General features: G+C 62.9%; 22 protein-coding genes. 9 read left to right on the top strand and 13 right to left on the bottom strand.

Going from position 1 to position 25,904, the window contains the following annotated elements; all coding sequences use genetic code 11:
* Positions 1 to 220 precede the first annotated feature (220 nt).
* On the top strand, positions 221 to 943 hold the full coding sequence (locus DJ563_RS04260; protein WP_274100319.1) for a FadR/GntR family transcriptional regulator: 723 nt from the start codon (positions 221 to 223) through the stop codon (positions 941 to 943).
* A gap of 79 nt (positions 944 to 1,022) precedes the next feature.
* Here DJ563_RS04260 and DJ563_RS04255 read toward each other — a convergent pair whose 3' ends face one another.
* From DJ563_RS04255 to DJ563_RS04215, 9 genes are all read right to left on the bottom strand, one after another.
* Positions 1,023 to 2,471, bottom strand: a complete 1,449-nt coding sequence (locus tag DJ563_RS04255) for an NAD-dependent succinate-semialdehyde dehydrogenase (RefSeq protein ID WP_434518879.1) — start codon at positions 2,469 to 2,471, stop codon at positions 1,023 to 1,025.
* Positions 2,472 to 2,534: 63 nt separating this feature from the next.
* A complete protein-coding gene (locus DJ563_RS04250; protein ID WP_434518878.1) occupies positions 2,535 to 4,220 on the bottom strand; it encodes a thiamine pyrophosphate-binding protein in 1,686 nt (561 codons plus the stop codon).
* A gap of 24 nt (positions 4,221 to 4,244) precedes the next feature.
* The gene (locus tag DJ563_RS04245) at positions 4,245 to 5,441 is read right to left on the bottom strand and encodes an NAD(P)/FAD-dependent oxidoreductase (RefSeq protein WP_274100595.1); all 1,197 of its coding nucleotides are present in this window, start codon (positions 5,439 to 5,441) and stop codon (positions 4,245 to 4,247) included.
* A gap of 26 nt (positions 5,442 to 5,467) precedes the next feature.
* Positions 5,468 to 6,280: an NAD-dependent epimerase/dehydratase family protein gene (locus DJ563_RS04240; RefSeq protein WP_274100596.1), complete on the bottom strand. Its 813-nt coding sequence runs from the start codon at positions 6,278 to 6,280 to the stop codon at positions 5,468 to 5,470.
* A gap of 25 nt (positions 6,281 to 6,305) precedes the next feature.
* Positions 6,306 to 7,508 (bottom strand): pyridoxal phosphate-dependent aminotransferase, encoded by a 1,203-nt coding sequence (locus DJ563_RS04235; RefSeq protein WP_434518877.1) that lies wholly within the window; start codon positions 7,506 to 7,508, stop codon positions 6,306 to 6,308.
* A gap of 3 nt (positions 7,509 to 7,511) precedes the next feature.
* Positions 7,512 to 9,176 (bottom strand): hydantoinase B/oxoprolinase family protein, encoded by a 1,665-nt coding sequence (locus DJ563_RS04230; protein WP_274097944.1) that lies wholly within the window; start codon positions 9,174 to 9,176, stop codon positions 7,512 to 7,514.
* 24 nt (positions 9,177 to 9,200) lie between these two features.
* Positions 9,201 to 11,276 (bottom strand): hydantoinase/oxoprolinase family protein, encoded by a 2,076-nt coding sequence (locus DJ563_RS04225; RefSeq protein ID WP_434518876.1) that lies wholly within the window; start codon positions 11,274 to 11,276, stop codon positions 9,201 to 9,203.
* 187 nt (positions 11,277 to 11,463) lie between these two features.
* Entirely contained in the window at positions 11,464 to 12,219 is a 756-nt protein-coding gene (locus tag DJ563_RS04220; RefSeq protein WP_274097946.1) for an SDR family oxidoreductase, read from the bottom strand.
* Positions 12,212 to 12,961, bottom strand: coding sequence for an SDR family NAD(P)-dependent oxidoreductase (locus tag DJ563_RS04215; RefSeq protein WP_274097947.1), 750 nt, complete (start codon positions 12,959 to 12,961; stop codon positions 12,212 to 12,214). Before DJ563_RS04215 ends, DJ563_RS04220 begins: the two co-directional genes overlap by 8 nt.
* Positions 12,962 to 13,045: 84 nt before the next feature.
* Here DJ563_RS04215 and DJ563_RS04210 point away from each other — a divergent pair, with 84 nt between their 5' ends.
* From DJ563_RS04210 to DJ563_RS04200, 3 genes are all read left to right on the top strand, one after another.
* A complete protein-coding gene (locus DJ563_RS04210) occupies positions 13,046 to 13,654 on the top strand; it encodes a TetR/AcrR family transcriptional regulator (protein ID WP_274097948.1) in 609 nt (202 codons plus the stop codon).
* A 198-nt stretch (positions 13,655 to 13,852) separates the two neighbouring features.
* Positions 13,853 to 13,999, top strand: a complete 147-nt coding sequence (locus DJ563_RS04205) for a hypothetical protein (RefSeq protein WP_274097978.1) — start codon at positions 13,853 to 13,855, stop codon at positions 13,997 to 13,999.
* Positions 14,000 to 14,026: 27 nt separating this feature from the next.
* On the top strand, positions 14,027 to 14,248 hold the full coding sequence (locus DJ563_RS04200) for a hypothetical protein (protein ID WP_434518875.1): 222 nt from the start codon (positions 14,027 to 14,029) through the stop codon (positions 14,246 to 14,248).
* A gap of 258 nt (positions 14,249 to 14,506) precedes the next feature.
* Here the strand turns inward: DJ563_RS04200 and DJ563_RS04195 are convergent, their stop codons facing one another.
* Entirely contained in the window at positions 14,507 to 15,136 is a 630-nt protein-coding gene (locus DJ563_RS04195) for a glutathione S-transferase family protein (protein ID WP_274097949.1), read from the bottom strand.
* Between the two features lie 191 nt (positions 15,137 to 15,327).
* Here DJ563_RS04195 and DJ563_RS04190 point away from each other — a divergent pair, with 191 nt between their 5' ends.
* Both DJ563_RS04190 and DJ563_RS04185 read left to right on the top strand, forming a co-directional pair.
* Complete coding sequence (locus DJ563_RS04190) at positions 15,328 to 16,647, top strand: NAD(P)/FAD-dependent oxidoreductase (RefSeq protein WP_274097950.1); 1,320 nt, start codon at positions 15,328 to 15,330, stop codon at positions 16,645 to 16,647.
* A 12-nt stretch (positions 16,648 to 16,659) separates the two neighbouring features.
* Positions 16,660 to 17,430: an NAD(P)-binding domain-containing protein gene (locus DJ563_RS04185; RefSeq protein WP_274097951.1), complete on the top strand. Its 771-nt coding sequence runs from the start codon at positions 16,660 to 16,662 to the stop codon at positions 17,428 to 17,430.
* Between the two features lie 7 nt (positions 17,431 to 17,437).
* Here the strand turns inward: DJ563_RS04185 and tssM are convergent, their stop codons facing one another.
* Genes tssM through vasI form a run of 3 tightly spaced genes read right to left on the bottom strand, consistent with a single transcriptional unit; the run spans position 17,438 to position 23,141 of the window.
* Positions 17,438 to 21,037, bottom strand: a complete 3,600-nt coding sequence (gene tssM / locus DJ563_RS04180; RefSeq protein WP_434518874.1) for a type VI secretion system membrane subunit TssM — start codon at positions 21,035 to 21,037, stop codon at positions 17,438 to 17,440.
* A complete protein-coding gene (tssA, locus tag DJ563_RS04175) occupies positions 21,034 to 22,503 on the bottom strand; it encodes a type VI secretion system protein TssA (RefSeq protein ID WP_274097953.1) in 1,470 nt (489 codons plus the stop codon). The genes tssM and tssA overlap by 4 nt, the downstream gene beginning before the upstream one ends.
* Positions 22,491 to 23,141 (bottom strand): type VI secretion system-associated protein VasI, encoded by a 651-nt coding sequence (gene vasI, locus DJ563_RS04170; protein ID WP_274097954.1) that lies wholly within the window; start codon positions 23,139 to 23,141, stop codon positions 22,491 to 22,493. Before vasI ends, tssA begins: the two co-directional genes overlap by 13 nt.
* Positions 23,142 to 23,483: 342 nt before the next feature.
* Between vasI and tssB the strand changes: the two genes are divergently transcribed.
* The 3 genes from tssB to tssE are packed head-to-tail and all read left to right on the top strand — an operon-like array spanning position 23,484 to position 25,902.
* On the top strand, positions 23,484 to 23,987 hold the full coding sequence (tssB, locus tag DJ563_RS04165) for a type VI secretion system contractile sheath small subunit (protein ID WP_274097955.1): 504 nt from the start codon (positions 23,484 to 23,486) through the stop codon (positions 23,985 to 23,987).
* Positions 23,988 to 24,004: 17 nt separating this feature from the next.
* The gene (tssC, locus tag DJ563_RS04160; protein WP_274097956.1) at positions 24,005 to 25,495 is read left to right on the top strand and encodes a type VI secretion system contractile sheath large subunit; all 1,491 of its coding nucleotides are present in this window, start codon (positions 24,005 to 24,007) and stop codon (positions 25,493 to 25,495) included.
* Positions 25,492 to 25,902 (top strand): type VI secretion system baseplate subunit TssE, encoded by a 411-nt coding sequence (gene tssE / locus DJ563_RS04155; RefSeq protein ID WP_033697204.1) that lies wholly within the window; start codon positions 25,492 to 25,494, stop codon positions 25,900 to 25,902. The genes tssC and tssE overlap by 4 nt, the downstream gene beginning before the upstream one ends.
* The last annotated feature ends 2 nt before the right edge of the window (positions 25,903 to 25,904 follow it).

Raw genomic sequence — 25,904 nt, 5'->3', positions numbered from 1 at the left:
GTGTATGCTTCGGGAGTGGGTAAAATAATGTCTCCAACGACGAGCGATTCGCCGCCCGAAAACAGGGTCGCCTGACCACGTGGTCAGATGTTTGATAACATATGGCGACAACATCACCGCTGGTTGGCTACGGATCCCGCCGTGAGAGGTTTACGGGCTGCGCGCTACCTGCCGGAGAATCAACCGTGATGAGCCAATCAGTTTCAGGAGCAACTCTTTTATGAATGCGTCGTTAGGCACACGTCGCGCCAATCTGGCGGAAACCGTGATCCAGGAGCTGTCCAGCCGGATCGACAACGGCACCTACGGCCCGGGCGCCAAGCTGCCCTCCGAACAAGAGCTGTGCAAGGAATTCAATGTCAGCCGCCCAGTGGTCCGCGAGGCGGTGGCCTCCCTGCGCCTGGGCGGGCGCCTGATCGCCCGCCAGGGCGTGGGCGTGTTCGTGGTCGAACAGGACGTCAAACGCATCGGCTTTGCCATCGACAGCGTGGTCGATGACGTACGCGCTGCGGCGCAGATCCTCGAACTGCGCCTAGGCATCGAGACCGAATCGGTGGCCCGTGCCGCCGAGCGTCGCAGCCCGGCCAGCATGGCAGCGATTACCGAAGCGTTCGACCGCTTCAACTCGCTGGATGGGGCGACGGAGGAGGAAGAGGCCAAGGCCGATTTCGAGTTCCATCTGGCGATCGCGCGCGCCACCAACAACCCGCACTTCACCCAACTGCTGGAAGCGCTGGGGCCGGACATCATCCTTGACCTCAACCTAAAGCACGGCCAGGTGACCGGCAAGAACCGCCAGGCGCACATCAAGAAGATCGGCCGCGAGCATGGTGCGATCCTCTCGGCGATCAGCATGGGTGATGTGAACAGCGCGCGTACGGCACTGCGCAAACACCTCGAAGAAAGCCTGTCGCGCTACCAGCGGCTGCTCGACAGCAAGTAACTGCGCACCCTGGCAGGAGCGGCCTTGCAGCCCTATCGCGACGCAAGGCCGCTCCTACACAGTGCGCATTCGGCAGGGTTCAGAGGCCCAGGCAGACGTACTTGATCTCCAGGTAATCCTCGATCCCATAGCGCGAACCTTCCCTGCCCAGCCCGGAAGCCTTGACCCCGCCAAACGGTGCCACCTCTGTCGCCACCACCCCGACATTGACCCCGACCATCCCGTACTCCAGCGCCTCGGACACCCGCCACACCCGCCCGACATCGCGTGCATACAGGTAGCAGGCCAGACCGAACTCGGTGTCATTGGCCAAGGCAATCACCTGCTCCTCGGTGCTAAAGCGCATGATCGGCGCCACCGGCCCGAAAATCTCCTCGCGCACCACCCGCATGCCGGGCGTCACATCAGCCAGCAAGGTCGGCTCGAAAAACGCCTCGCCCAATGCATGCCGCCGCCCGCCGGTCACCACCCGCGCGCCAGCCTCCAGCGCCTCGCCCACCCGTTGTTCGCCCCCCCTGGCGGCACGCTCATCGATCATCGGCCCAACCTGGGTATTCGGGTCATCACCCTGCCCCACCACCAGTTCTCGCACGCGTTCGGCAAAGCGCTCGACAAAACGCGCGTAGATCCCATCCTGGATATAGAACCGGTTGGCGCACACGCAGGTCTGCCCGCTGTTGCGGAACTTGGCGATCAATGCGCCTTCAACCGCCTTTTCAAGGTCGGCATCATCAAACACGATGAAGGGCGCGTTGCCACCCAGTTCCATGGTCACTTTCTTCACCGTCGCTGCCGACTGCTGCAGCAGCTGGATGCCGATCGGCGTCGAGCCGGTGAATGACAACTTGCGCACTACCGGGCTGGCCGTGAGCGCGCCGCCAATGGCCGACGAATCGCCGGTGACCACACTCAGCACACCGGCAGGAATACCCGCGCGCTCGGCCAGAACGCAAAGCGCCAGGGCACTGAAGGGAGTCTGCGAGGCGGGTTTGAGCACCAGTGTACAACCCGCCGCCAGCGCCGGCGCCGCCTTGCGGGTGATCATGGCGGCGGGGAAGTTCCACGGTGTGATCGCTGCGCAGACGCCGATCGGCTCCTTGGTCACGATCAGCCGGCGGTCGGCACTCGGCGAAGGAATGACATCGCCATAGATACGCTTGCCCTCCTCGGCATAGAACTCCACATAGGCTGCGGCAAAGGCGATTTCACCACGGGACTCGGCCAGTGGTTTGCCCTGTTCGGCGGTCATGATGCGCGCCAGGTCTTCCTGGTGCGCAAGGATCTCACGGAACCAGGCCTGCAGCTTTGCAGCGCGCGCCTTGGCGGTGAGTGCCCGCCAGGCCGGCAAGGCGCGCTCGGCAGCGGCGATGGCGCGGTGGGTTTCGTCCGCGCCCATGCGCGGCACATAACCGAGCACTTCACCGTTGGCGGGGTTGGTCACGGCAATGCGCTGGCCGCTGTCGGCAGCCTGCCATTTTCCGTCGATGTAGCACATTTCACGCAGCAGATCGCGATCGGCAAGTTTCATGTCGATTGGCTCGTTCGGAGGAGGAAAGAGGTAGGGCCATACTGCGCCCCACCTGAGGCGAAATCAGCGCTTGGCTTGCAGTGCCTGGTCGCGGATCTGGCTGAGGGTCATGCGCGGGGTCAAGGCTTCAGGGTCGACCTGCACCTCGATCAGTGCCGGCTTGCCAGCAGCCTGGCAACGCTCGAAGGCTGCAGCGAAATCCTCGGTGCGGGTGACGGTTTCGCCATGCAGGCCATAGGCCCGGGCCAAGGCGGCGAAGTCGGGGTTGTGCAGCTCGGTGCCACTGACGCGGCCGGGATAACTGCGCTCCTGGTGCATGCGGATAGTGCCGTACATGCCGTTGTTGACGACCACGGTGATCACCCGCGCGTCATAGTGGGCCGCCGTGGCCAGCTCCTGGCCGTTCATCAGGAAGCAGCCGTCACCGGCGAACGCCACCACCGTACGCTGCGGATAAGTCAGCTTGGCCGCCACCGCCGCCGGCACGCCGTACCCCATGGAGCCATTGGTTGGCCCGAGCAAGGTGCGGAATACGCGGTGCTGGTAGCCACGGTGTACCCAGCCGGTGTAGTTGCCGGCACCGCAGGTGAGGATGCTGTCGGCGGGCAGAGTCTTGTTCAGCCAGGCGATCACCTCGCTCATCTGCACATTGCCTGGCGAGCGTGGCGTCTCGAAGTTACCGAGATAGCCGCTGTTGAGGCTGGCGACCCAGCCACCGAAGGCCTGCGGCTGCACGGCCGGCAGCCCGGCGGCCTGGCTCAGGAAACTGGCCGGGCCGGCGTTGACACCCAAGGTCGGCTGATAGACACGGCCGATTTCCTCCGCGCTGGCATGCACATGCACCAATGCTTGCTTAGGCGTCGGGATATCGACCAGGGCGTAACCGCCGGTGGTCATCTCACCCAGGCGCGCACCCACCACAATCAGCAGGTCCGATTGCTTGACGGCATCGACCAGCACCGGCCCCGCCGCCAGGCCAAGGTCACCGGCGTAGTGCGGGTCGGTGTTGTCGAACAGGTCCTGGCAACGGAAAGACGCCGCCAGCGGCAGGTTCTGCGCCTGCACGAAACGCTTGAGATCGGCCACTGCCTGGTCGTTCCAACCGCCCCCACCGGCAATCACCAGGGGCTTGCTCGCCTTGGCCAGCAACGTCTGCAGCTCATTCAGCGCGGCAGGCGCCGGGGCGGCCTCCACCCGTTGCGCCGGGCGCGCATCGGCAACCTGCACCAGGTCGGTGAGCATGTCTTCCGGCAGCGCGATCACCACCGGCCCCGGGCGGCCACTGATGGCGCGCTGGAAGGCCTGGTTGACCAGCTCGGGGATGCGCGCCGCATCGTCGATCTGCACCACCCACTTGGCCATCTGGCCGAACATGCGCCGGTAATCCACTTCCTGGAAGGCTTCACGCTCTATCTGGTCGCGGGCCACCTGGCCGATGAACAGCAGCATCGGCGTGGAGTCCTGGAATGCGGTGTGCACACCGACCGAGGCGTTGGTCGCACCGGGGCCACGGGTGACGAAGCAGATACCCGGTTTGCCGGTCAGCTTGCCATAAGCCTCGGCCATGTACGCCGCACCGCCCTCCTGGCGGCAAACGATGAGGTCGATCTGGTCCTGCACGTCGTGCAGCGCGTCGAGCACCGCCAGGTAGCTTTCACCCGGCACGCAGAACGCGCGCTCCACGCCATTCACCCGCAATGCATCGACCAGTACCTGACCGCCACTGCGCTTCAATTCAGCGTTACTCATTGTTGTTCTCCTCAGGCGCTGCAGTCAGATGACCGAATCTTCCAGGAACGGCTTGTTGTCGATGACCCGCTGATAGGACAGCGCGCCCAGGTCCAACGAGCGGTAGCCACCATAGGTGATCAGCTCGGACAAGCCACGGCCAATGGCCGGCGCCTGCTGCAGGCCATGGCCGCTGAAGCCGTTGCAGAACAGGAAGTTGCTCACTTCGTTGTGCGGCCCCACGATGGCATTGTGGTCGAGCACACAGAAGTCGTAGTGCCCGGCCCAGAAGTTGACCACCTTGATGCCTTCGAATGCAGGCACGCGTTCAGCCAGAATCGGCCAGACCTCTTCGTCGAACTCCTCGTGCAGCACATCGAAGTCCTCGAAGTCCACTTCCGGGTCGTTTTTCGGGTAGGTGCCGCCCAGGTAGAACTTGCCCTCAGGGCGGAAGAACACGCCGGTCGGGTCGATAGTCAGCGGCACGGTGCCTTCGAGCGGGGTGCGGCAGTCGAACACGAACAGCGAGCGACGGCGTGGCTCGACCGGGATGTCCAGGCCAGCCATGCGCGCCACCTGCGTGCCGCGGGTGCCGGCGCAGTTGACCAGCAGGCCGCAGCCGATGCGCTCACCACTGGCCAGTCGCACAGCGGTGATGCGATCGCCTTCACGCTGGATGCCGACCACCTCGTTTTCGATGTACTCGATACCCATCGAACGCGCCTTGCGGCGGAAACCGTTGAGCATGCCGAGGCTGTCGAACCAGCCCTCGCCGCTCTGGCCATAACTGGCCCCGGCCAGGCTGTCGATGTTGACCCAAGGGAACTTGCGCGCCAGTTGCTCGGGGTCGAGCAGGTGCACGTCGGCACCATGCGACACCTGGGTGTCGTGCAGGCGGCGCAGCACCTCGTAGCCCTTGTCATCACCGAGGAACAGGTAACCGTTCTCGTGGAACGCGAGGTCTGGGCGATCGCCGTCCACTTCCATCACCTCGGGGAAGTTGCGCACGAATTCGGCGCCGAATTTGGAGATCTCGATGTTGATCGGGTTGGAGAACTGCTGGCGGATCGAGCTGCTCGACAGCGCAGTGGCCGACTTGTTGTAGGTCCAGTCGCGCTCGATGACCAGTACCGAGCCCTTGAAGTCCGGGTTGTTGGCCAGGAAGTACGCGGTGGCACTGCCGTTGACCGCGCCGCCGACGATCACCACATCGTAGTTGTGTTGTTTAGCGCTAGAAGCCATGGAAAAGGTCTCTTCTGATGTGGGCGTTATTTCGGGTCTTCGAAGTGCCCGGCACCGGCGAAATTGCCGCCGTGGTAGCGCGCCGCAGGCGCGTTCGGATCAAGCGGCGGGTGCTCGGCCAGCACCTTGTCGCGGTAGCTGTCGGCGCTGTCCTTGGGGACGTAGCCAAGCGATGAGGCCAGGCGGTTGTCCCACAGGCTTTCGCGGTTGGCCGACATGCCGTAGACGATCATGTGCCCGACCCGTGGCGCCAGCAGCGCACGCTCGGTGAGCTGGGCGAAGTCATCGAACGACAGCCAGGTGGCGAGCATGCGCCGGTCCAGAGGCTCGGGGAACGACGAGCCGATGCGCAGGTTGACCGACTCGATGGCGAACTTGTCCCAGTAGTAGCGCCCCAGGTCCTCTGCGAAGCACTTGCTGACGCCATACAGGCTGTCGGGGCGGTGGGCGGCGGTCGCATCGAGGGTCTCGGTGCGGTCGTAGAAACCGATGGCGTGATTGGAGCTGGTATACACCACCCGCTTGACGCCGTTACGCCGGGCCGCTTCGTAGATGTTGTAGGTGCCGACGATATTGCCGTTGAGTATCTTCTCGAAGGTGTCTTCGAGCGGCACGCCGCCGGCATGCACGATGGCGTCGACGCCTTCGGTCAGCGGCAGCACATCGTTGAAGTTGGCCAGGTCGCAGCGCACCAGTTGCTCATGGGGTGCAGCCTGGCCCATGTCAGCGATATCGGTCAGGCGCAGCTCATCGGCAAAGGCGGCCAGATGCTTGCGCAGCACGCTGCCCAGGCGCCCGGCGGCACCGGTGATCAGCAGTCGTTTGAAAGGCTTGCTCATGGGTTACCTCGATTGATGCAGTGGCTCAGGACAAGGCCGCGAACGCATCGCGCAGTTGCCCCAGGGCTTGTTCCAGTTCCTGCCGCGACGTGGCGAACGACAGACGTATGTAGGGTTCCAGGCCAAAGGCCGAGCCCGGCACGGTAGCCACCTTGCCGACCCGCAGCAGGTAGGCCGAAAGGTCGGCATCGTTGGCGATCACCTGGCCATCCGGGGTGTGCCTGCCGATGAAGGCCGCAACATTGGGAAAGGCGTAGAACGCCCCCTGCGGCATCTCAAGGCTCAGCCCCTGGATGTCGGCCAGGCCACGCACCACCAGCGCGCCGCGCCCCTGGTACTCACGGTTGGCTTCGCGGACAAAATCCTGCGGGCCGTTGAGGGCCGCCACCGCCGCCAGCTGGGAGATACTCGACGGGCAGGTGGTGGTCTGCGACTGGGTCTTGTTCATCGCCACGATCAGGTCCTTGGGGCCTGCTGCATAGCCCAGGCGGTAGCCGGTCATGGCATAGGCCTTGGACACCCCGTTGATCAGCAAGGTGCGCTCACGCAGCTGCGGGCACGCCGTGACGAACGACACGAAGGGCTGCTCACCGAGCACGATGTGTTCGTAGATCTCATCGGATATCACCAGCACGTGCGGGTGACGCGCCAGTACCTGGCCCAGCGCCGCGAATTCCTCACGGGTGAAGATCGCCCCGCTGGGGTTGTTCGGCGAATTCAGCATCAGCCAGCGGGTGCGCGGGGTGATGGCTGCCTCCAGCTGCTCGGGTTTGAGCTTGAAACCCTGCCCGGCATCGCACGGGATAACCTTGGGCACGCCGCCGTTGAGCATCGCCATGTCGGTGTACGACACCCAGTACGGCGCCGGGGTGATCACCTCGTCACCCGGCTCCAGGGTGGCAAGGAAGGCGTTGAACAACAGCTGCTTGGCGCCGTTGCCCACGCAGATCTCGTCCAAGCCGTAGACCAGCTGGTTTTCCCGGGCGAATTTGTCGACGATCGCCTGGCGCAACGCCTCCAGGCCATTGGGCCCGGTGTAGTGGTTGTTGCCTGCCAGCATCGCCTGGTGCGCGGCCTCGATGACATGGGCCGGTACGTTGTAGTCCGGCTCGCCGAGGCTGAGGTTGATCACCGGCTCGCCGTTGGCCAGCATCTGCTTGGCCAGTACCGACACGGCCATGCTCGGCGAACTCTTGACGGCGCGTACGCGGCTGCTTTGCACGTCCATTGTCTAGCGCTCCTGTGCGGCGTCGAAGCCGTAGTCGTTGCGCGCCTGCTCGGCGCTTATGTAGCCAAAACGCACGTCACGCTCGACCTGCTGACGGTCGCGCTGGCGTGGGTCGCCGTAACCGCCGCCACCGGGCAGGCGCAGCACCAGGCGGCGCTCAGCCGGGACAAATTGCTGGCCCTTGCCGCGCAACAGGGTGCCGTCATCCAGGCCGACGAAACCTTCGGCACCGGCTTGGCCACCTTCAAGGCCACGGGCGGCATGCTGGATACGGTCGAACATGGCGCTGAAACGGAAGCTGTAGCCGTCTGCCGCCGACACTTCAATTTCCTGGCCCAGGCCGCCGCGCAGCTGGCCGGCACCGCCGGAGCCTTCGCGCAACTCCTTGCGCCAGACCACCACGGGCCCTGCATGCTCGGTGGCTTCCACCGGCATGGTGTGCACGCCGCTGGGGAACGCCGTGGCACTCAGGCCATCCATCGCCGAGCGGGCACCCATGCCGCCGCTGTTGAACATCAGCATTTCGGCGTTGCGGCCCTTCGGGTTGCCCGGCAGTGGGCGCACGCTCAGGTGCAGGTTCCACAGCGCACTGGCGCCCTCGGCCGGTACTTGGCCAGGCAGGCACTTGTGCAGCGCACCCAGCACCAGGTCGGGCACGAAGTGGCCGAGCACGTGGCGCACGGACACCGGCGCCGGGTGCTTGGCATTGAGGATGCAGCCCTCGGGGGCGGTGACCTCGAACGGCGCCAGCGAAGCTGTGTTGTTGGGGATTTCCGGCGCGACGATGCACTTCAGGCCATAGCAGGCGTAGGCTTTGGCATAGCCCAGCGGCACGTTGATGCCGAACTGGCTCATGCCCGAGGTGCCGGTGAAGTCACTCTTGATGCCATCAGGGCCGACGGTGAGAGTCACCGCGAGGGTCACCGGTACGTCGTAGCCATCGAGGATCATGCTGTTGCTGTAGGTGCCATGGGGCAGCGACTTGAAGCACGCCAGGGTGGCACGGCGGCTGTGTTCGAGAATGAAGCCGCCAATGTGCTCCAGGTCGTCGAGCTTGAACTCGTCGAGCATGTCGAGCAGGCGCTTGTGGCCGGTTTCGTTGCACGCCGACAGGGCGTAGAAGTCACCCACCACGCGATCGTTCTCGCGCACGTTGTTACGCAGGATGTTGATCAGGTCACGGTTGACCTTGCCGCGCTCGAACAGCTTCATGATCGGGATGAACAGGCCTTCCTCGTACACCTCGCGGGCGTCCGGGCCGAAGCCGCGGCCACCGATGTCGACCACGTGGGCGGTGCTGGCGAAGTAGCCGATCAGCCGGCCCTTGTAAAAGGACGGCGAAACAATGGTGATGTCGTGCAGGTGGCCGGTACCCTTCCACGGGTCGTTGGTCACGTAGACGTCGCCCTCGAAGATGTTGTCCTCGCCGATATCGTTGATGAAGTGCACCACGGCCTCGGCCATGGTGTTGACGTGGCCGGGCGTACCAGTGACCGCCTGGGCCAGCATGTTGCCGGCGCGGTCGAAGACGCCGGCAGACAAGTCGCCCGCCTCGCGCACACTGGTGGAGAATGCGGTGCGGATCAGGGTCAGGGCCTGCTCTTCGACCACCGAGACCAGGCGGTTCCACATCACCTGCATTTGAATGTCGATCAGGGTTTCGCTCATGGTGCTTGCCTCCGATATAGGGCGTTAGCGACGGGCAACCAGCAGGCAGCCGTCGGGCTGGACCGTGGCGATGAATTGGGAGGTGACGAAGGTCGAGGTCTCGCGCTCGACGATGATCGCCGGGCCATCGACGCGAGCGCCGACTTGCAGTGCTTCGCGCGGGTAGATGCTCGCCTCGACCAAGCCACCCGCCGCGACATCGAACACTTCGCGGCGTGACACCTCAGTGGCGCGGTAGGCAGCGCCGACTTCTTCGATACGGGCCACCGGTGGCAGCGGCGAACTGGCGCGGACCGACCAGCTGACGATCTCGATATCCGGGCCTTCGATCGGGCGACCGAAGAAGCGCGTGTAGGCCTCTTCGAACAAGGCCTTGAACTGGGCAGTGTCAGCTGCTGTGAAAGCCTTGAACGGCAGCGCCACGGGGATTTCCCAGCCCTGGCCAACGTAGCGCATGAACGCTGTGCAGTCCATTTCAGGCTCGCCCTCGGGCATGCCCTGGCGCAGGAAACTCAGCGACTCGGCCTTCATTTCTTCGATCAGGCCGTTGACTGCCGTAGCGTCGAACTCGGACAGGCGCACGAACGCACTGCGCACCGCCTCGTAGCCGAACGGCGCACGCAGGAAGCCAATGGCCGAACCCACGCCGGCGCCAGCCGGTACGATGAAGCGCGATACGCCCATTTTCTCGCAGAGGCGCGCCGCGTGCAGCGGGCCGCCACCGCCAAAGGTGATCATGGTGTAGTCGGCGATATCCTTGCCGCTCTCTACCGCATGCACACGGCCAGCATTGGCCATGTTTTCATCGACCACTTCGCAGACGCCAAAGGCTGCGGTATTGGCACTCATGCTCAGCGGGTTGCCGATCACTCGCGCCATCGCCTCGGCGGCCTTTTCGCTGGAAAGGCGCAGCGCGCCGCCGGCGAAGTTGTCGCCATCAAGGCGCCCCAGCAGCAGGTTGGCGTCAGTGATGGTCGGCGCCAGGCCGCCACGGTTGTAGCAGGCAGGCCCTGGTTCGGAGGCCGCACTGTGCGGGCCCACGCGAATCTGGCGCATGCTGTCGATACTGGCGATCGAGCCACCGCCGGCACCGATCTCGACCATCTCCACCACCGGGATGGAAATCGGCATGCCACTGCCCTTCTTGAAGCGGTAGGTACGCGCCACTTCGAAGGTTTTGGCGGTTTTCGGCACCTGGTCTTCGATCAGGCAGATCTTCGCTGTGGTGCCGCCCATGTCGAACGACAGCACGTTTTGCAGCTGATAGCGGCGGGCGATGTCAGCGGCGAAGATCGCCCCGCCAGCAGGGCCGGATTCGACCAGGCGCACCGGGAACTCGGCCGCGCTCTGTACCGAGATGATGCCGCCGCCGGAGTGGATCATGAACACCGGGCAGTGGGCACCCTGTTGCTTGAGGGTGACCACCAGGCGGTCCAGGTACGACTTGATCAGCGGTTTGACGTAGGCGTTGGCACAGACGGTGTTGAAGCGCTCGAACTCGCGCATCTGTGGCGAGACTTCGCTGGAGATCGAGATCGATACCTGTGGCAGGCGCGCCTGCAGGGCATCGCGCAATTGCCGCTCGTGGGCGCCATTGACGTAGCTGTGGATGAAGCCGATGGCGACGCTTTCGTAGTTGCCTTCGGCGATGCGCTCGACCAGCGTGTCGATTTCGGCCTCCTCGGGGGCGATCAGCACCCGGCCTTTGACGTCCAGGCGTTCGCGCAGGGTATAGCGGTGTTGACGGTCGATCAGCGGCGGTGGCAGGACGATGTTGATGTCGTACTGCTCGAAACGGTTTTCGGTACGCATCTCCAGGGTGTCGCGAAAGCCTTCGGTGGTGATGAAGGCAGTGCGTGCGCCGCGGCGTTCAATCAGGGCGTTGGTGGCCAGGGTGGTGCCATGGATCAGCTGATCGATGTCCGAAAGTGCAAGGCCCGCCTGCTCCACCACCTGGCGCACGCCGGTGAGGATGGCCCGCTCGGGCAGCTCGTAGTCGGTCAGGATCTTGGTCGAATGCAGCACGCCGTTCACATCCAGCGCGATATCGGTGAAGGTCCCGCCTATGTCCACGCCGACCCGGCATGATGTCGCAGTCATCGTCATATCCCCTGCAATGCTTTGTAGTTGTCTCGACCTGCTGAAGCGGTCTTGATGTAAGTTATATGTTGTCTTACATGTGGTCAAGCATCTGTATGTCTGAATTTTTCTGCTGGTGTGAGGTGCAGGGTTTGGGGGTTTTGGCGCCTGGGAGATCGAGTGCCAAAACCCTAATCCATCCCTGCACTCAACCCGCAGTCTTGACCATCCGCCCGCCACCCACCGCCTGCGCCGTGGGGAACACCTCAAGCCGCGACACATCCACCTGACGCGGCATCTTCAATGCCGCCAGCAGCAACTGGGCGATATCCTCCGGCTGAATCGACTCATAACCTTCATATAACTCGCTGCCAGCCGCCTGCATGCCCATCGCCGTCTTGTACAGCTGGGTCTGCACCCGCCCCGGGGCAATCTCGGTCACCCGTACCCCGCTGCCCAACAGGTCGCAACGCAAGGCATCGCAGAACAGACTCACCCCGGCCTTGGAAGCGCCATACACCGCCGCCCCCGGGTGCGGTGCGCGGCCTGCGCTGGAGCCGATGAAAAACAGATGCCCCCTGCCCCGCCCGAGCATGCCCGGCAACACCTGACGCGTCAGGTGCAGCGGCGCCTTCAGGTTGATGTCGAGCATGTTGTCGATCTCGGCCTCGTCAATCGCCTGGAACGCAGCGCGGGTCGAGAGAATGCCGGCGTTGTTCACCAGTACATCCACCGCCTGCCCCCCCAGCGCAGCGCTCAACGCCCGATAGTCACGCACATCCGCCTGCAGGGTCGTCACGCCCGGCTCGCTGGCAAGTTCGGCCAATGCTTCGGGGCTGCGCCCCACTGCGATCACCTGCAGGCCGGCATCGCGCAGCGCCAGCACGATCGCTTTGCCGATACCACTGGTGGCCCCGGTCACCAGCGCGCGCTGGTAGCCCTCGGGGAAAGCGACTTCAGGCATAAATGTAACCCCCGCTGACAATCACGTTTTCGCCGGTGGCATAGCTGTTGCGGCTGCTGCCCATCATCACGATCCATTCGGCGATCTCTGCCGGCTCCGCAGCCCGGCCCAGCGGGTTGGCGGCGGCCAGCTCACCGAGGAAGCCCAGCTGCTTGGCGCGCTCGGTGGCAAAGCCGGCCGGGGCCACCGAGTTGACCAGGATCTGGTCCTTGGCGCAGGCCTGGGCGAAGGATTTGGTCAGGCTCACCACCGCCGCCTTGGTTGCCGCGTAATGGGCGTTTTGTGGGTGTGCCTTGAAGGCGTCCACGGAGGTGACGTTGACGATGCGCCCGGTCACCGCCGGCGCCTGGACGTACTGCTGCATGTGGCGCACGGCGGCGACCATCATGTGGTAGGTGCCCTTGATGTTGACGGCGTTCTCCAGGTCCCACTCGTCGTCGGTAATTTCGAAGATGTCCTGGCGCGGGTAGATGGCCGCGCTGTTGACCAGGCAATGGACCCGGCCCAGGCCTGCGACAATCTCGGCAAACGCGGCATGGGCAGTGTCCTTGCGGGCAATGTCACCGACCGCGATCGCCACCTCTACACCCTGCCCACGCAACACCTCGGCTGCTTGTACCAACAGTTGCTCATTGCGGTCGATCAGGCCGATCTTGCCGGCGCCACGCTTGACCATCAGCCGGGCTGTTTCCAGGCCCAGACCCGAAGCGCCACCTACGATCACCACCGTTTGATTATCCACAAAACACCTCCGTGATTGAGTCTTTACGTAAGATGCCTGTTGTCTTACATTTGGTCAAACATCAATTCGCCGAAAGGTCCCGCCATGCCCACCTCCAGCCTCTCGCACATTCACGCCCCGCACGCACGGGATCGCCTGCTGGAGGCGGCCAGCACGTTGTTCGCAAGCCGTGGCTACCAGGCCATCGGCCTGCGCGACCTGGCCAGCCACCTGGGCTTGCGTGCCGGGTCGCTCTACCACCATATCGAGAGCAAGCAAGGGCTGCTGTTCGAGTTGATCGAGTCGAGCCTGACCGACCTGCTGTACGAAACCCGACAGTGCCTCAAAGGTGCCCGCACCACCAGTGAACACTTGCAGTGTTTCGTCCAGGCATTCATCGCCTACAGCCAGGTGAACCCTGACAAACTGGTGCTACTGACGCGAGAGGCGGTCAACCTGAGCGAAGAGCAGGTGTTGCTGGTGGAACAATTGAAGGCTGAATATTGCGGGCTGCTCAGCGACATTGTCGCCGCCGAATGCGGCTTGCCTGCACCGCGCGCACGGTCGATCGCGCATGCGGTGCTGGGCTTGCTGTGCGGGCAGGCGCAATGGGGCGCCGTGATGATGGCGCGCGAGCAACTGGTGACGTTCGTGCAGGGCATTGTCGGTACCGGTAAACAGCCCAAGCATGTGCTCCTGCACACAAACCAATAAACAATGGAGGTCGCCCCGAGTGAGGGGGATTTGTACGAAAGGGTCGAAAACGCCTTGCTGCGTTCGGCTTACCGGTTCTGCCATTACAACCAGGTGCATGGATAACAGGGTGGTGCGGCTGTCGATCTGAGAGGTGCGTTGCCAGTACCCGCGAAGAGGCCAGTACTGGCAACTCAAAAGCTACGTGCGGTCACCTCCATGATCGTCTCCGACATCATGGTCGGGACCGTCGTCCGCGCCATGCCCTACACCGTGGGCCTCACCCACATTGTGGTTGGCCTCATGGTTGGCCTCATGGTTAGCCCCATCATCGGCCCCGTTCCGTCCGCTGTCACCGCGACCTGAGCTGGCATGCCCGCCGCCGTCGCCACTGTGTCCACTGCCACTGCCGCCATGGCCACCGCCGCCACTGCCGCCGCCACCTCCACCACCGTGACCTCCGCCTCCGCCGCCATGGCCACCGCCACCACTGCCGCCGCCATGGCCACCGCCACCGCCACCGCCACCATGACCGCCACCTCCACCGCCGCCATCCTTCGCATACGCACTGGACGCACCGCCCATGGAGTCCGGCACCAAAACTGCCGACGCTGACAAAACCGCGCCGATCGCCAAAGCCAACAAGCATTTCTTGAGCATGATGTGCCTCCGCTTGGAGTAGCACGGGGTTGCACAGGGCACCCCGTGAGTTCCGGCCCCCCGTGGGGCGACCTGCAACCAGTGCGGCCTTCCATCTGCAGCGGATGAACGAGGTCCTTCAGGGCCAGCTGGCCAGTTATTGCAAAATGTTTCTTACGTCCTGAGCGTAGTCATGCCGCCCGGCTTGTCGCCGACCGGTCATCCGAATGGCGCCTAAACGGTCGCTGTGCGCGGCATCAGGTCGTACGGGTGCTTCCAACCGGGTGTGCCCTTGATACGCGCTTTCCAGGCCTCGATATGGGTGAATTCGGCCAGCGCGATACCGGTGTCTTCAGGCATGAACACATACCCCGCCAGCGACAGGTCGGCGATGGTCAACCGCCCGCCGACCATGAAGGGGGTTTTGGCCAAGTGCGCATCGACGATGCGATAGGCCGCCGTGGCGCGATCACGCAAGAACTTGGTCACCTCCGTTTCGCCCATCTTTTTCAAGCAGTAGATGAACCGCAGCGCCGCGTAGTAGCTGGTGAACTTGTGGTTGTCGAACAGCATCCAGCGCCAGATTTCACGTTTCTCGTCCTCATCACGCGGGCCAAACTGGCCGGTCTGTTCGGCCAGGTATTCGAGGATCAGCGCAGATTGGGTGAGCGACTTGCCAGCGTGCTCCAGCACCGGCACCTCGCCCTGCTCGTTCACGTCATCGCGCCAGGATTGCTCGCGGGTCTGGCCGTTGAAGAAGTCGACGAACACCGGCTGCCAGGCCTGGCCGGTGAGTTCGAGCATGAGGGCGGCTTTGTAGGCATTACCGGATTCTGCGAAGCAGTGAAGTTTGTATTCGGACATGGCAGACCTTCAGTTTCCTTTGAATGATCGTTGGCTGCTGGGGGCCGTTGCACCGGCCAATCACCGGCCAACCGAGCAAATCACGAGCAACGCGCAAAGGTCAATTCAAAACCTCCCACGACCCGTCACTCCCGTTATATGCCCGCCGCGTGCGTCGTGCGACAGTGAGGAAAACAACACGGATAAACCCCATGTACAGAAACACCTCTACCCCTGCGGACGACAACGGTTGCGGCTGGTTCCACCTCAGCCCCCGGCGCCAGCCCTGCGCCGCGCATCGGGGGCGGAGCGAAGCGCGCTGGGTGGTGCTCGGTGCCGGCTTCACCGGCCTTGCGGCAGCACGGCAACTGGCGCTGCATCACCCCGACGACGAGATCATCCTGGTGGAAGCCCAGGAAGTCGGCTTCGGCGCCTCGGGACGCAATTCGGGCTTTGCCATCGACCTGCCCCACGACATCGGTGCGCCTGACTACATCGGTGAGCTGGCCACTGCGCGAATGAACCTCAAGCTGAACCTGCGCGCGCAGTCGATACTGCACAAGCTGATCGGCCAACACGGCATCGACTGCCAGTTACGCCCGGACGGCAAGTACCAGGCCGCCGTCGAAGACAAGGGCTTGGCCGTGCTGGAGGCCTACCGCAGCGGCCTGGAAAAACTCGGCCAGCCCTACCAGATGATCGATGCCCGTGACCTGCCGGCACACTTCGGCACGTCGTTCTACCGCAAGGCGCTGTACACGCCCGGCACCCAGTTGCTGCAGCCGGCCGCCCTGGCCAAAGGCCTGGCGCAAAGCCTGCCCGGCAACGTGACGCTGTACGAACACACCACCATCACCCGCCTTGAACAGGGCTCGCGCATCACCCTCAAGCACGCCCACGGCGAAATTGTTGCCGACCAATTGCTGCTGACCAACAACGCCTTCGCCTCGTACTTCGGCTTTTTGCCGGGCCGGCTGCTGCCGATCTTCACCTACGCCAGCATGACCCGCCCCCTGAGCGACGACGAGCAAGCACGCCTGGGCGGCAAGGCAAGCTGGGGCATCATCCCCGCCGACCCGTTCGGCAGCACCCTGCGGCGCACCCCGGACCAGCGCCTGCTGGTGCGCAACAGCTTCAGCTTCAACGCCGATGGCCGTGCCAGTCAGCGCCACTTGCAGCGGGCCGTTCGGCAGCACCGGGCGTCGTTCGAACGGCGCTTCCCGATGCTCTCGGGTACGCCGTTCGAGTTCACCTGGGGCGGCGCGATGTGCCTGTCGCGCAACCACCTGTCGCACTTCGGCACACTGGCACCCAATGTCCATGCCGCGCTGTGCTGCAACGGCCTGGGGATTACCCGGGGCACCGCTACCGGTACCTTGCTGGCCGACTGGCTGAGCGGTGAGCGCGACGAACTGATCGACTTCCTGCTGGGCTCGGCGGGGCCTAACCGCAACCCACCGGAGCCGCTGCTGAGCATGGGCGTGAACCTGAACCTGCACTGGGGCCAGCGCCGTGCCGGCCTGGAAAGCTGACAAGGAGGCATCATGCATAGTCTGGGTATTCTCGGGGTCGGCGAGCTGACCGAAAAAGTGGTGATGGGCCTGCGCCGCAGTGGTTTCGACGGCGCGATCCTGCTGTCGCCACGCAACGCCCAGCGCGCCGAAGCGCTGGCCCACACGCAAGGTTGCCAGGTACTGCCGAGCAACCAGGCGGTGGTCGATCAGGCCGAGCTGGTGATGCTGGGCGTGCGCCCGGCAGCGCTGGCACAAATCGCCAGCGAGGTGCGCCTGCGCCGCGGGCAACGCTTGCTGTCGTTGGCGGCGGGTGTGGGCCTGGCACAGTTGCAAGCGGCCTTCCCTGCGGCCCACTGCGTGCGCGTGATGCTGTCTTACGCGGCGCAACACAACCAGGCCACCGTGGTGGTCTGCCCGCCGGACGTGCCTACCGAGCAGGGCCTGGGCGCGCTGGGCAACCTGGTGGTGCTGCAGGATGAAGCCGCGTTCGAGCTGGCCACGGTTGCCGCGTGCATGAATGGCTGGTTCTACTTCCTGTTGCACGATTTGCAGCAGTGGCTGACCGACAAGGGTCTGCCGGCTGCCGAAGCGCGTGCTCTGGTGCTGGGCAACCTGCACGACTGTGTGACCAGTGCCCAGCGCCAGCCCGAGCACACGCTGAAGGCGTTGGGGCAGGCGATTGCCACGCCAGGCACCTTTACCGCCGATGGGCTGGCGGTACTGATGCATCAGCCAGTGAGTGCCAGCTGGGGCGCGGCCTGCGAGGTGGTGCTGGATGGGTTGTTGACGCGGTCTAGGTAACGTCCTCTTACGTACCGTCCGCTTGCCCGACCAGTGCAACCTTGGGTTGCAGCTGCAACAAGCCACGCGGCAAGCGGAAGCCTTTGAAAGGCTGTTGGGTAATCGGGTTGAAGGCTTTTTCAGCATTCAGCCGATAGCGCATCACGCCGTCTCCGGTCCTGAAGCTCAGGTCCACGCTGGTTGCGGTGCGCCCATTGAGCGAGCCGCGGCTAAGCAAGCGGAACATCGACCAAGGCCCGCGGTACTCCAGGCTGCTGCTATTGCCGTTCTGCCGGAGCAACGTAAGGTTGCTGCGCACTTTGCGCCCCAGGGTATTGGGCCAGACAACCCCGCTGATCTGGCTTGGACCATGGGTGTAAGCAATCAACTGGCCATCCAGGTCCAGCAGACTGGTGCGCTGATTGGCGCTGAGCCCCAACGGCTCGATGCTGAATTGCACACTCAGGTTGCCGCGCTGGTCGAAGAAGGTCTCGCGGATGCGGTCTGCCAGCGCCAACTGTTCGATCACGTCGCTGCGGATCAAGGACTGCCCCTGACCTGACTGCAGGGCTTCGAGGTTGTCGTTCAGGAACACCTTCAGGTACTGATCATTGAACTGTTGCAGGCGACCCTTCGGCCCAAAGAACGCCTCGAAGTCTTCCAGAGAGGCATCGGGCGCTTTCACCACGAAGGGGTAGCGCCCCGCCAGGCGTTGCTGGAAGAAGCTGTACACTTCAACGTCCCAGCGTCGCTCCAGTTCACGCAACGCTTCCACGTTCAACACCCGCGCGGTTTGATCCGCGACTTTTCTTACCTGGAAGTTGAGGGGTTCCGGCAACCCCGTAGCAACACGCTGCAAGGTACCGATCGGGTCATGCCCCGTCATCGAGAAGCGCTGATGCACCGCTTGCAGGGCTGCCTTACCTCGGTCGGGGCTGTCCTGCACCGCCTTGGCATAGTCGTGGACGGCGGCAATGGCGGCGAGCGTTTCATCGTAGTAACTCGGTTTATCGCCTGTTGCCTGCAACATGGCACTGAGGCCCGCGAATGCCCGCTGAATCGCTAACGTCTGTTGTTGCGCGGGTGGGCGACTTGCAGGCCGCAGCGCAGCAGCCTCACTCGGCGCTTCAATGCCTGCTGCCGAGGCCAGCGACGTGTTTTCGCGCACGGTATCCAGCAGCCGCTGCAGCGGCGCCGCAGGCCCGGTCAGCTGTTGCAGGATCGCGACAGCATGATCCAGGTCGCGAAAGTCAGCCACCGCAAACGCATTCAGGGCACGCCGCCAGCTGTCGATGTAGTCGGTGCTGTACAGATTGCGCAAGCGTTCGCTCAGCGCCTCCCGGTCGGCGTCCGAATAGTCAAGTTGAGCGCGTTCGCCGAGTGCCCACTGGTCGATCATCGCCATCTCGGCGAACCGCTGGCTGCGCGGTTCAAAATACGCCGTGTAGCCTTTGGCGGTCAGCATGGGGGCCAGCAGAAGGTTATCCTCCCGTCCGGCCCCTGCAGACGGCTGGTAAACCACATCGAACGCCGGGCCCACCTGGTGACGCAGGTCCAAGCCGGTGTGTAGCTGCTCCTGGGCCTGTTGCTTGAGGCCCGCATACACCCGCTGTGGCAATGGCACCTTGCGCAATGCCTGCTGCACTTCACTGACCCGCTGGCGGAACTGCGGCAGATCTGCATCGGCATACGCCAAGGCATATTCCAGGTGCTGCATGAGGTCGCGCTGCAGCTGCCCCTGGCCGGGAAACGCCTGTTGCCACTGCCGTGCCATCCACTCCTCGACCCATTCAGGCCGGCGGCTCTTGCGGTCTTCGAGCATACGGTAAACCCTGAGCGCCGCCATTTGCTGCTCGCTGCCGGGGGGCGCCGCGTTCATGGCATCGACCACGCCGCTGGCCAAGGCCGGCAAGAAGCGCTTGGAGAGCAAGCTCAGGTAGGCTTCGTCCACCCGGGGCCCGATGGCGCGGCCCTGATAAAGGCCCAAATCCGCCACACCAGGCCACGCAGCACGGTAATCGCCAAACACCGATACCGCGTCACGGATCTGGTCCAGTGGCTCCAGCAAATTGCGGCCGGTCGGGTCCAGGCGCTGATCCACTTCGTGATGGCTGTACTCCTGGCTCTTGGCAAGCACCCCGGCGGCCTTGGTGCCATTGATATCGAAGTAGCGTTGCCAACTGGCAATGGCGATGCAGAACGCAAGCAGGCCTACGCCAGAACCCACCCACAGCAATTGGCGCTTGCTGCGAGCCACCTTGACATTGTCCCCGGCAAGGCCGGCCTCCTGGTAGATCACCCGCGCAAAAGCCCGTTGGACGAAGTAGACCAGCGCCTTGCCTGGCGCCTTACCTTCACGCAAGGGAAGCTTCGTTTTATAGGGCTGAGCCGCTTCTCGGATGAATGCGTTACGCATTTCGCCTTGCTGCGTGACGGATGACCAATACACACCACGGACCAAGGCCGGGGTGGTGAAACGGTCACTTGCCAAGGCCTCGCGTAGAAACCCTAGCAATATCGGCCGCAGCCCGATCAACTGCGCATGCAAGGAAAACAGCCGAGCGCGCAGGGGTGCACTGCCCACTGAATCGATACGGTCCACGACCTGCTCGAACAACTGGCAAATCAAGCGATCGTAGTGTTCAGCGTATTCGTCCAGCCAGGCGTCGAACGCTTCGACCGCATCCAGCTTGAACGTGACCCCCAACATGTTTGCGCGGCTGGCCGCTGAGAGCTTGCTGTAGAAAGGATCAAAACCATCGAGCAGATCGAATTTGCTGAGTACCACATACAGTGGCAAGCGCGAACCCAGCTGACTGCTTACCTCGTGCAAGCGTGTGCGCAACACATGGGCCAATGCCGTGCGTTGCTCAGGTGACCCATGCAACAGCCCGGGCAGGTCGACAACCAGCAACAAGCCATTGAGCGCTCTCTGGCTTCTATTGCGCAGCAACCAGCCCAGCAGATGGCTCCACAACTTGCCCTGGGTGCCTTCAGATACCGCGGGCTCACTGTTCGGTGAGCTTGCCAGCGCGCCCTGACTGATGAAGGCGCCGGGTGGGTCGATGATCACCGCGTCATTACTGATCCACCACCCCACCGGGTAAGCAAGCGTTTCAGCCTGCCGGCCGCGTGCCTGGGCCTTGTCGATACGCGTCAGGGAAAAACTCTGATCGGTGCAATCGATGAAGCTGCTTTTCCCGGCATGCTCATCGCCCAGCACCAGATACCACGGCAACCGATACAAACCCCGTCGACCGCCTGCATTGTCCAGATACCGTGCAAGGCCCTGGTTCAACGCCTTCTCTTGGGCGTGGACGAAGGGCAGCGCAGGGTCCGACTCGGCAGCCATTGCCAGAGCCTGCTCAGCTTGCAGACGGCGAAAGCGCGCACGCAGTATGACCAGCCAGCACACCAAGGGCACCAGCACGAGCACCAGGCTCGCCAGACTGCGATGGGCCACGCTCGCCAGTGGCTGTTGTTCACGCCATGTCCAGTGCGGGCCAAGCCACCAGATGGCAACCAACATCAGCGCAGCGCCAATAGCCAACAGCAGCGGCAGTGCCAGGCCAATGCGCGTAGCCACCGGCAAGCCCCAGCGTTTGAGTTGCTTCCATAGTTGATTCATGAGGGCTCCTGGTCCTTGTTCTGGTTGGCCAACGCTGGGGCTGTGGCGTACTGCTGGAGCCGCTGGAACACCTCGGGCTCCCAGGCGTCGGCGGTGGTTTGCTGCATCGTGCGGGCCACACCGGCGCACAGGTCCTGGGCCAGCCAGGACACGCCCCGCGCCGCCAGCAAGTCAGCAGCAATCACGGTGGTATGGCAGCGATCACGAGGGGCACGAAAATCCGCCTGCAGCGCTTGCAAGCGGAGCAGAACCGGCTCTACGCCGCCGCTTTCCAGTTGGCTGACCAACTCCTCGCGCAAGCCGCTGAACTCATGAGTGGGGGCACCCTGCTCGCCCTGCCCCTGACCGCCCTTGAGCCAAGCCAGGCATTGGTCATCGACAAATACCCTGCCGTCGCTGAAGCCCAACTGCTGCAGGGCGGGCATACGCTGTACGAACCGCGCGGTGGTCGCGCGGATCGCCTCAGCGACCTCGCCCATCGCCAGCCGCGAAGCGGTAGTCGCGGCCAGAAAACTGCCGCGAATCCAGAAGGGGCATGCCGCCACACTCTTTTCGATCCGCTGCAGCAACCCCGGGTCAATCACCGTGCCGGCGATAGCGTCTTCGTAGGCCCCTGCTATATCCACCGGAACCGCCATCAGTTCAGTACGGTTGCCGCCCTGCCTCGCTTGGGGTGCTGCCTGGAGGTGCGCCCACAAGCCAAAACGACGTAACTGATAACCGGTAGGGTCGTACGGGTCCTGTTGATTGATGAGCTCGGCCATGGTCAACACGGCCCGCCGTGTCTCTCGTTCGTTGCCCATCGACACACGCGGCATGGGCGTGGCGATGACTTCGGCCAGCGGCGCAACATCAATGCTTGCCGCAGGCGCCTTGGGCGCAGCAGGCTCGCCGACGCCGTCGGCAAGCGCCGAGTGTTTACCAAGCAAGCGCTGCAGGTCGCCCAGCAGGCTCGCGTCCAGTTGGGCGACGCCCTGCTGCTGTTGCAGGCACGTCAACGCTTGCTGCGCCGCCGCCGCATGCGCCGGCGTATAGGTGAAGCGGTCAAGGCGCGGCAACGCTTCGATCAAGCGGTTGAGCATCAAGGCCGCCAGCTTGCGTTTGCCCAGGAAACCCTTAGGGCCGGGCTTTGGATGGGCGGGTTCCCAGTAGTGTTCGACCATGCCGGCCAACAACGCCAACGTGTAGCCCCAGCGCTCCCAGCAGCCACTGCGCAACCACGCAACACTGAGGTGAGAGACGATGCGCAGGTGCTTGCATTGCTGGCTCAGGTAAAGCCGGGACGCCTCTTCAATGTAAACCCAGTCGATCGAGGCTTCCTGCAGCCCGCCCAGCTTGACCATCTCCTGGTCAATGGCCTGGTAGGTTTCGTCCTCCACATCGAACAGCCCAGCAGGGACCGCCGGATCAATCGGTGCGAGCAACCCAGTGATGTGCTGCGCAGGCACCTGCGCTACCACCGGCATGTGCTTCGCACCTGGCGGATCAAAGGGTCCAGGCCTTGCGCATCAAAAATCAGCCCATCGACTTCGTTGAGATCACTCACAACTTCGATGCGCTGCGCCCCTATCAGCTGCTTGATCTGCTCGATCGCCGGCAAACCTCGCCCCGCGTCGAGCACTTGCCCGTTCTCCATCACCTGCCAGGGCGTCGCATTCGTAGACCCGCCTTCCCCCTTCAGCCGCACAGTCACCCAGCTGGCGCCGATGGGCTGCCTGGCAATCAACTGCAGGCGGGAGATGTTCTGTATGCAACTGATGGCCAGATAGGAAGGGTCATCGCCTGAGGCAATGGCGGGGGCCGAAATGACCCATTCAGGTGCGCGTTCACTGCCCTCGCTTTGGCTGCCAATGCGAAACGTCAGGTCATCTGCCGTACGTGTGGCCTCATTTGCCATCACCCGTAACACGCTGGTTGCCTCCAGCTCCGGTGCTGACCACTGTTTTTTCGCCTTGTGCGCAGGTGTGCCGGCAGCCTGGTCGAAACAGGCCAACCGCTCGATGTTAGACACGATCGCGGGGCAGTCCTGAATAGGGCTTGCCAGCACCGGCTGCAGAAAAAACACAAACGAAAGACCGGCGACATATGCACAGCGAATTATCATTCCAAGTTCACTCTCTACAAACAGTACAAATGCCCTACATGGCCGCGCACACTTTTCCTACAAGCACGCACCAATAAACGCACTCACACACAGCCAACCCAAATAAAATCACCACGAGCCTAGTACATAGAACCAACTGCATACAAACAAATATTCGCTTACATTTTCCTGCTCGACCAAGAGACATTATTTATTGCATGGTTTTTATAAGCCACCAACAACTATACAAGAGCCAACCATTGAAACTTGGGAAATTTCCTACAAAATAAGTATCGCGATTAAACGCGTAACAATACGGACCTTGCGAAAAACGATCAAAAACAACCAGCGAGTTAAACGCCAATGTCAAAAAATAAAGGCTCTGTAGCGCCTAAAGAGCGCATAAACATCAAGTATGTTCCTGCCACCGGTGACGAACAGGCCGAAGTAGAGCTGCCCCACAAGATGCTCGTACTGGGCGATTTCGGCTTGGATGACAGCCGGGCGCTAGAAGACCGCGCGGTCATGCGCATTGATAAACACAGCTTCAACAACGTCCTGAGCGACGCCGATGTGCGCCTGGATATGTCAGTGCCCTCCCTGCTCAGCACCGCCCCCGACGCCGAGCTGGCGGTCAGCCTGCAGTTCAAGTCCATCCATGACTTCGGGCCGGACCAGATCGCTCGACAGGTACCCGAACTGAACAAGCTATTGGAGCTGCGCGAGGCGCTGGTCGCCCTGAAGGGCCCGCTGGGCAACGTGCCGACATTCCGCAAGCAACTGCAACACCTGTTGAGCAATGAGCAAACCCGCAAGCAGCTCGCCAAAGAACTGGACCTGGTGCTTGAGGCGCCAAAAGAAGACTGAGACAACGGAGCGAACCCATGCCAAAGCACAACAGCACTACTGTCGCCGTTGATACCCCTGCAGAAACATTGAGCCCTACCACGCTGCTCGACCAGATCATGGCGCAAACCAAACTGGTGCCTGCGCAAGAGGGCTATCAGGTCGCCCGGCAGGGTGTATCTGCCTTTATTGCCGACATCCTCAAAAACCATGACCCAGAGCAACTTATCAATAAGCACCGCGTCGACCAGATGATTGCGGAACTGGACCGGGTGCTCAGCAAGCAGATGGACGCCATCGTGCATCAGCCCGCGTTCCAGCAGCTTGAGTCTTCATGGCGCGGCCTGAAACTTCTGGTCGACCGCACGGACTTCCGCGAAAACATCAAGCTCGAAGTGTTGCATGTCAGCAAAGCCGATTTGCTCGATGACTTCGAACATGCGGCTGATATCACATCCAGTGGCATGTACAAACACGTTTACACCGCCGGTTACGGGCAATTCGGTGGCGAACCGGTTGCGGCCATGGTGAGTGACTATAACTTCGGCCCGTCCTCACCGGACATCAAACTGCTGAGCTACATGGCCTCGGTGGGCGCCATGTCACATGCGCCCTTTCTCGCAGCGCCGTCCCCCGAATTCTTTAACTTGAGCAGTTTCGAAGAGCTGCCCAATCTCAAGGAAATCAAAGATATTTTTGCAGGGCCTCGGCATGCCAAGTGGCGGGCTTTCCGTGAAAGCGAGGACGCTCGTCACGTGGCCCTGACCGGGCCGCGGTTCATGCTTCGCTCCGTCTACCACCATCAGGACCAGCCGATCAGCAGCTTCAACTACGACGAGAACATCGACGGCCGGCATGATAACTATCTCTGGGGCAGTTCCGCGTTCCTGCTGGCCAGTTGTATCAACGACAGCTTTGCCCGCTACCGCTGGTGCCCGAATATCATCGGCCCACAGTCGGGTGGCGCCGTCGAAGACCTGCCGGTTCATTTGTACGAATCCCTGGGCCAGTTGCAGGCCAAGATCCCGACCGAAGTGCTGATCTCCGATCGCAAGGAATTCGAGCTGGCTGAAGAAGGCTTCATCGCCCTGACCATGCGCAAAGACAGCGATAACGCGGCGTTCTTCTCCGCCAACTCGGTGCAGAAACCCAAGCACTTTCCGAAAACCGCTGAGGGCTTGCAGGCCCAGACCAACTACAAGCTTGGCACCCAGTTGCCCTACCTGTTCATCGTCAACCGGCTTGCCCATTACATCAAGGTGCTGCAGCGCGAACAGATCGGCAGCTGGAAGGAACGGCGGGACCTTGAATCCGAGCTCAACAAATGGATCAAGCAATACGTCGCCGACCAGGAAAACCCTTCCGCCGATGTGCGCAGCCGCCGCCCGCTGCGTGCAGCCAGGGTTGAAGTCTCGGATGTCGCCGGTGACCCGGGCTGGTACCAGGTCTCGCTCGCCGTGCGCCCACACTTCAAATACATGGGTGCCAACTTCGAGATCTCCCTGGTCGGGCGGCTCGACACGCAATGAGTGGTCTTTTCAGTCGTTTGAAGGTGGATCAGTCAGTTAGCCGCGAACCCTCCCTGCAGGAGAACGCTTCCCAGAAGTTCGCCGCCATCAAGTGCCACCTGGAAACGTTGCTCAACGCTCGCCAGGGTTGCTCACAAAGCAGCCCTGAGCTGGGCCTGCGTGACTTCAACGGGCACGACGTCAGCAGTGGCGACCTCCTGAAGCAAGTGGGCGCAGACATCCGCCGCACCCTTCAGCGCTTTGAGCCGCGTGTGCACGTGCGAACGCTCAAGGCCATGCCCGATTGTCATGCCCCGCTGGAACTGCATTTCAGGCTGGACTGCCTCGTGCAGGTCAACAACCACACGGAGCAGCTGCAGCTGGAGCTGCTGGTCAACGGCCACACCCGCCACACCCGCGTAAGGTGAAC

Origin of the sequence: Pseudomonas sp. NFX1 (genome assembly GCF_051123555.1) — a bacterium.
Classification (GTDB): domain Bacteria; phylum Pseudomonadota; class Gammaproteobacteria; order Pseudomonadales; family Pseudomonadaceae; genus Aquipseudomonas; species Aquipseudomonas capeferrum.
The sequence above is the reverse complement of the archived record's forward strand: the minus strand, read 5'-3'. Positions and strand labels throughout refer to the sequence as shown.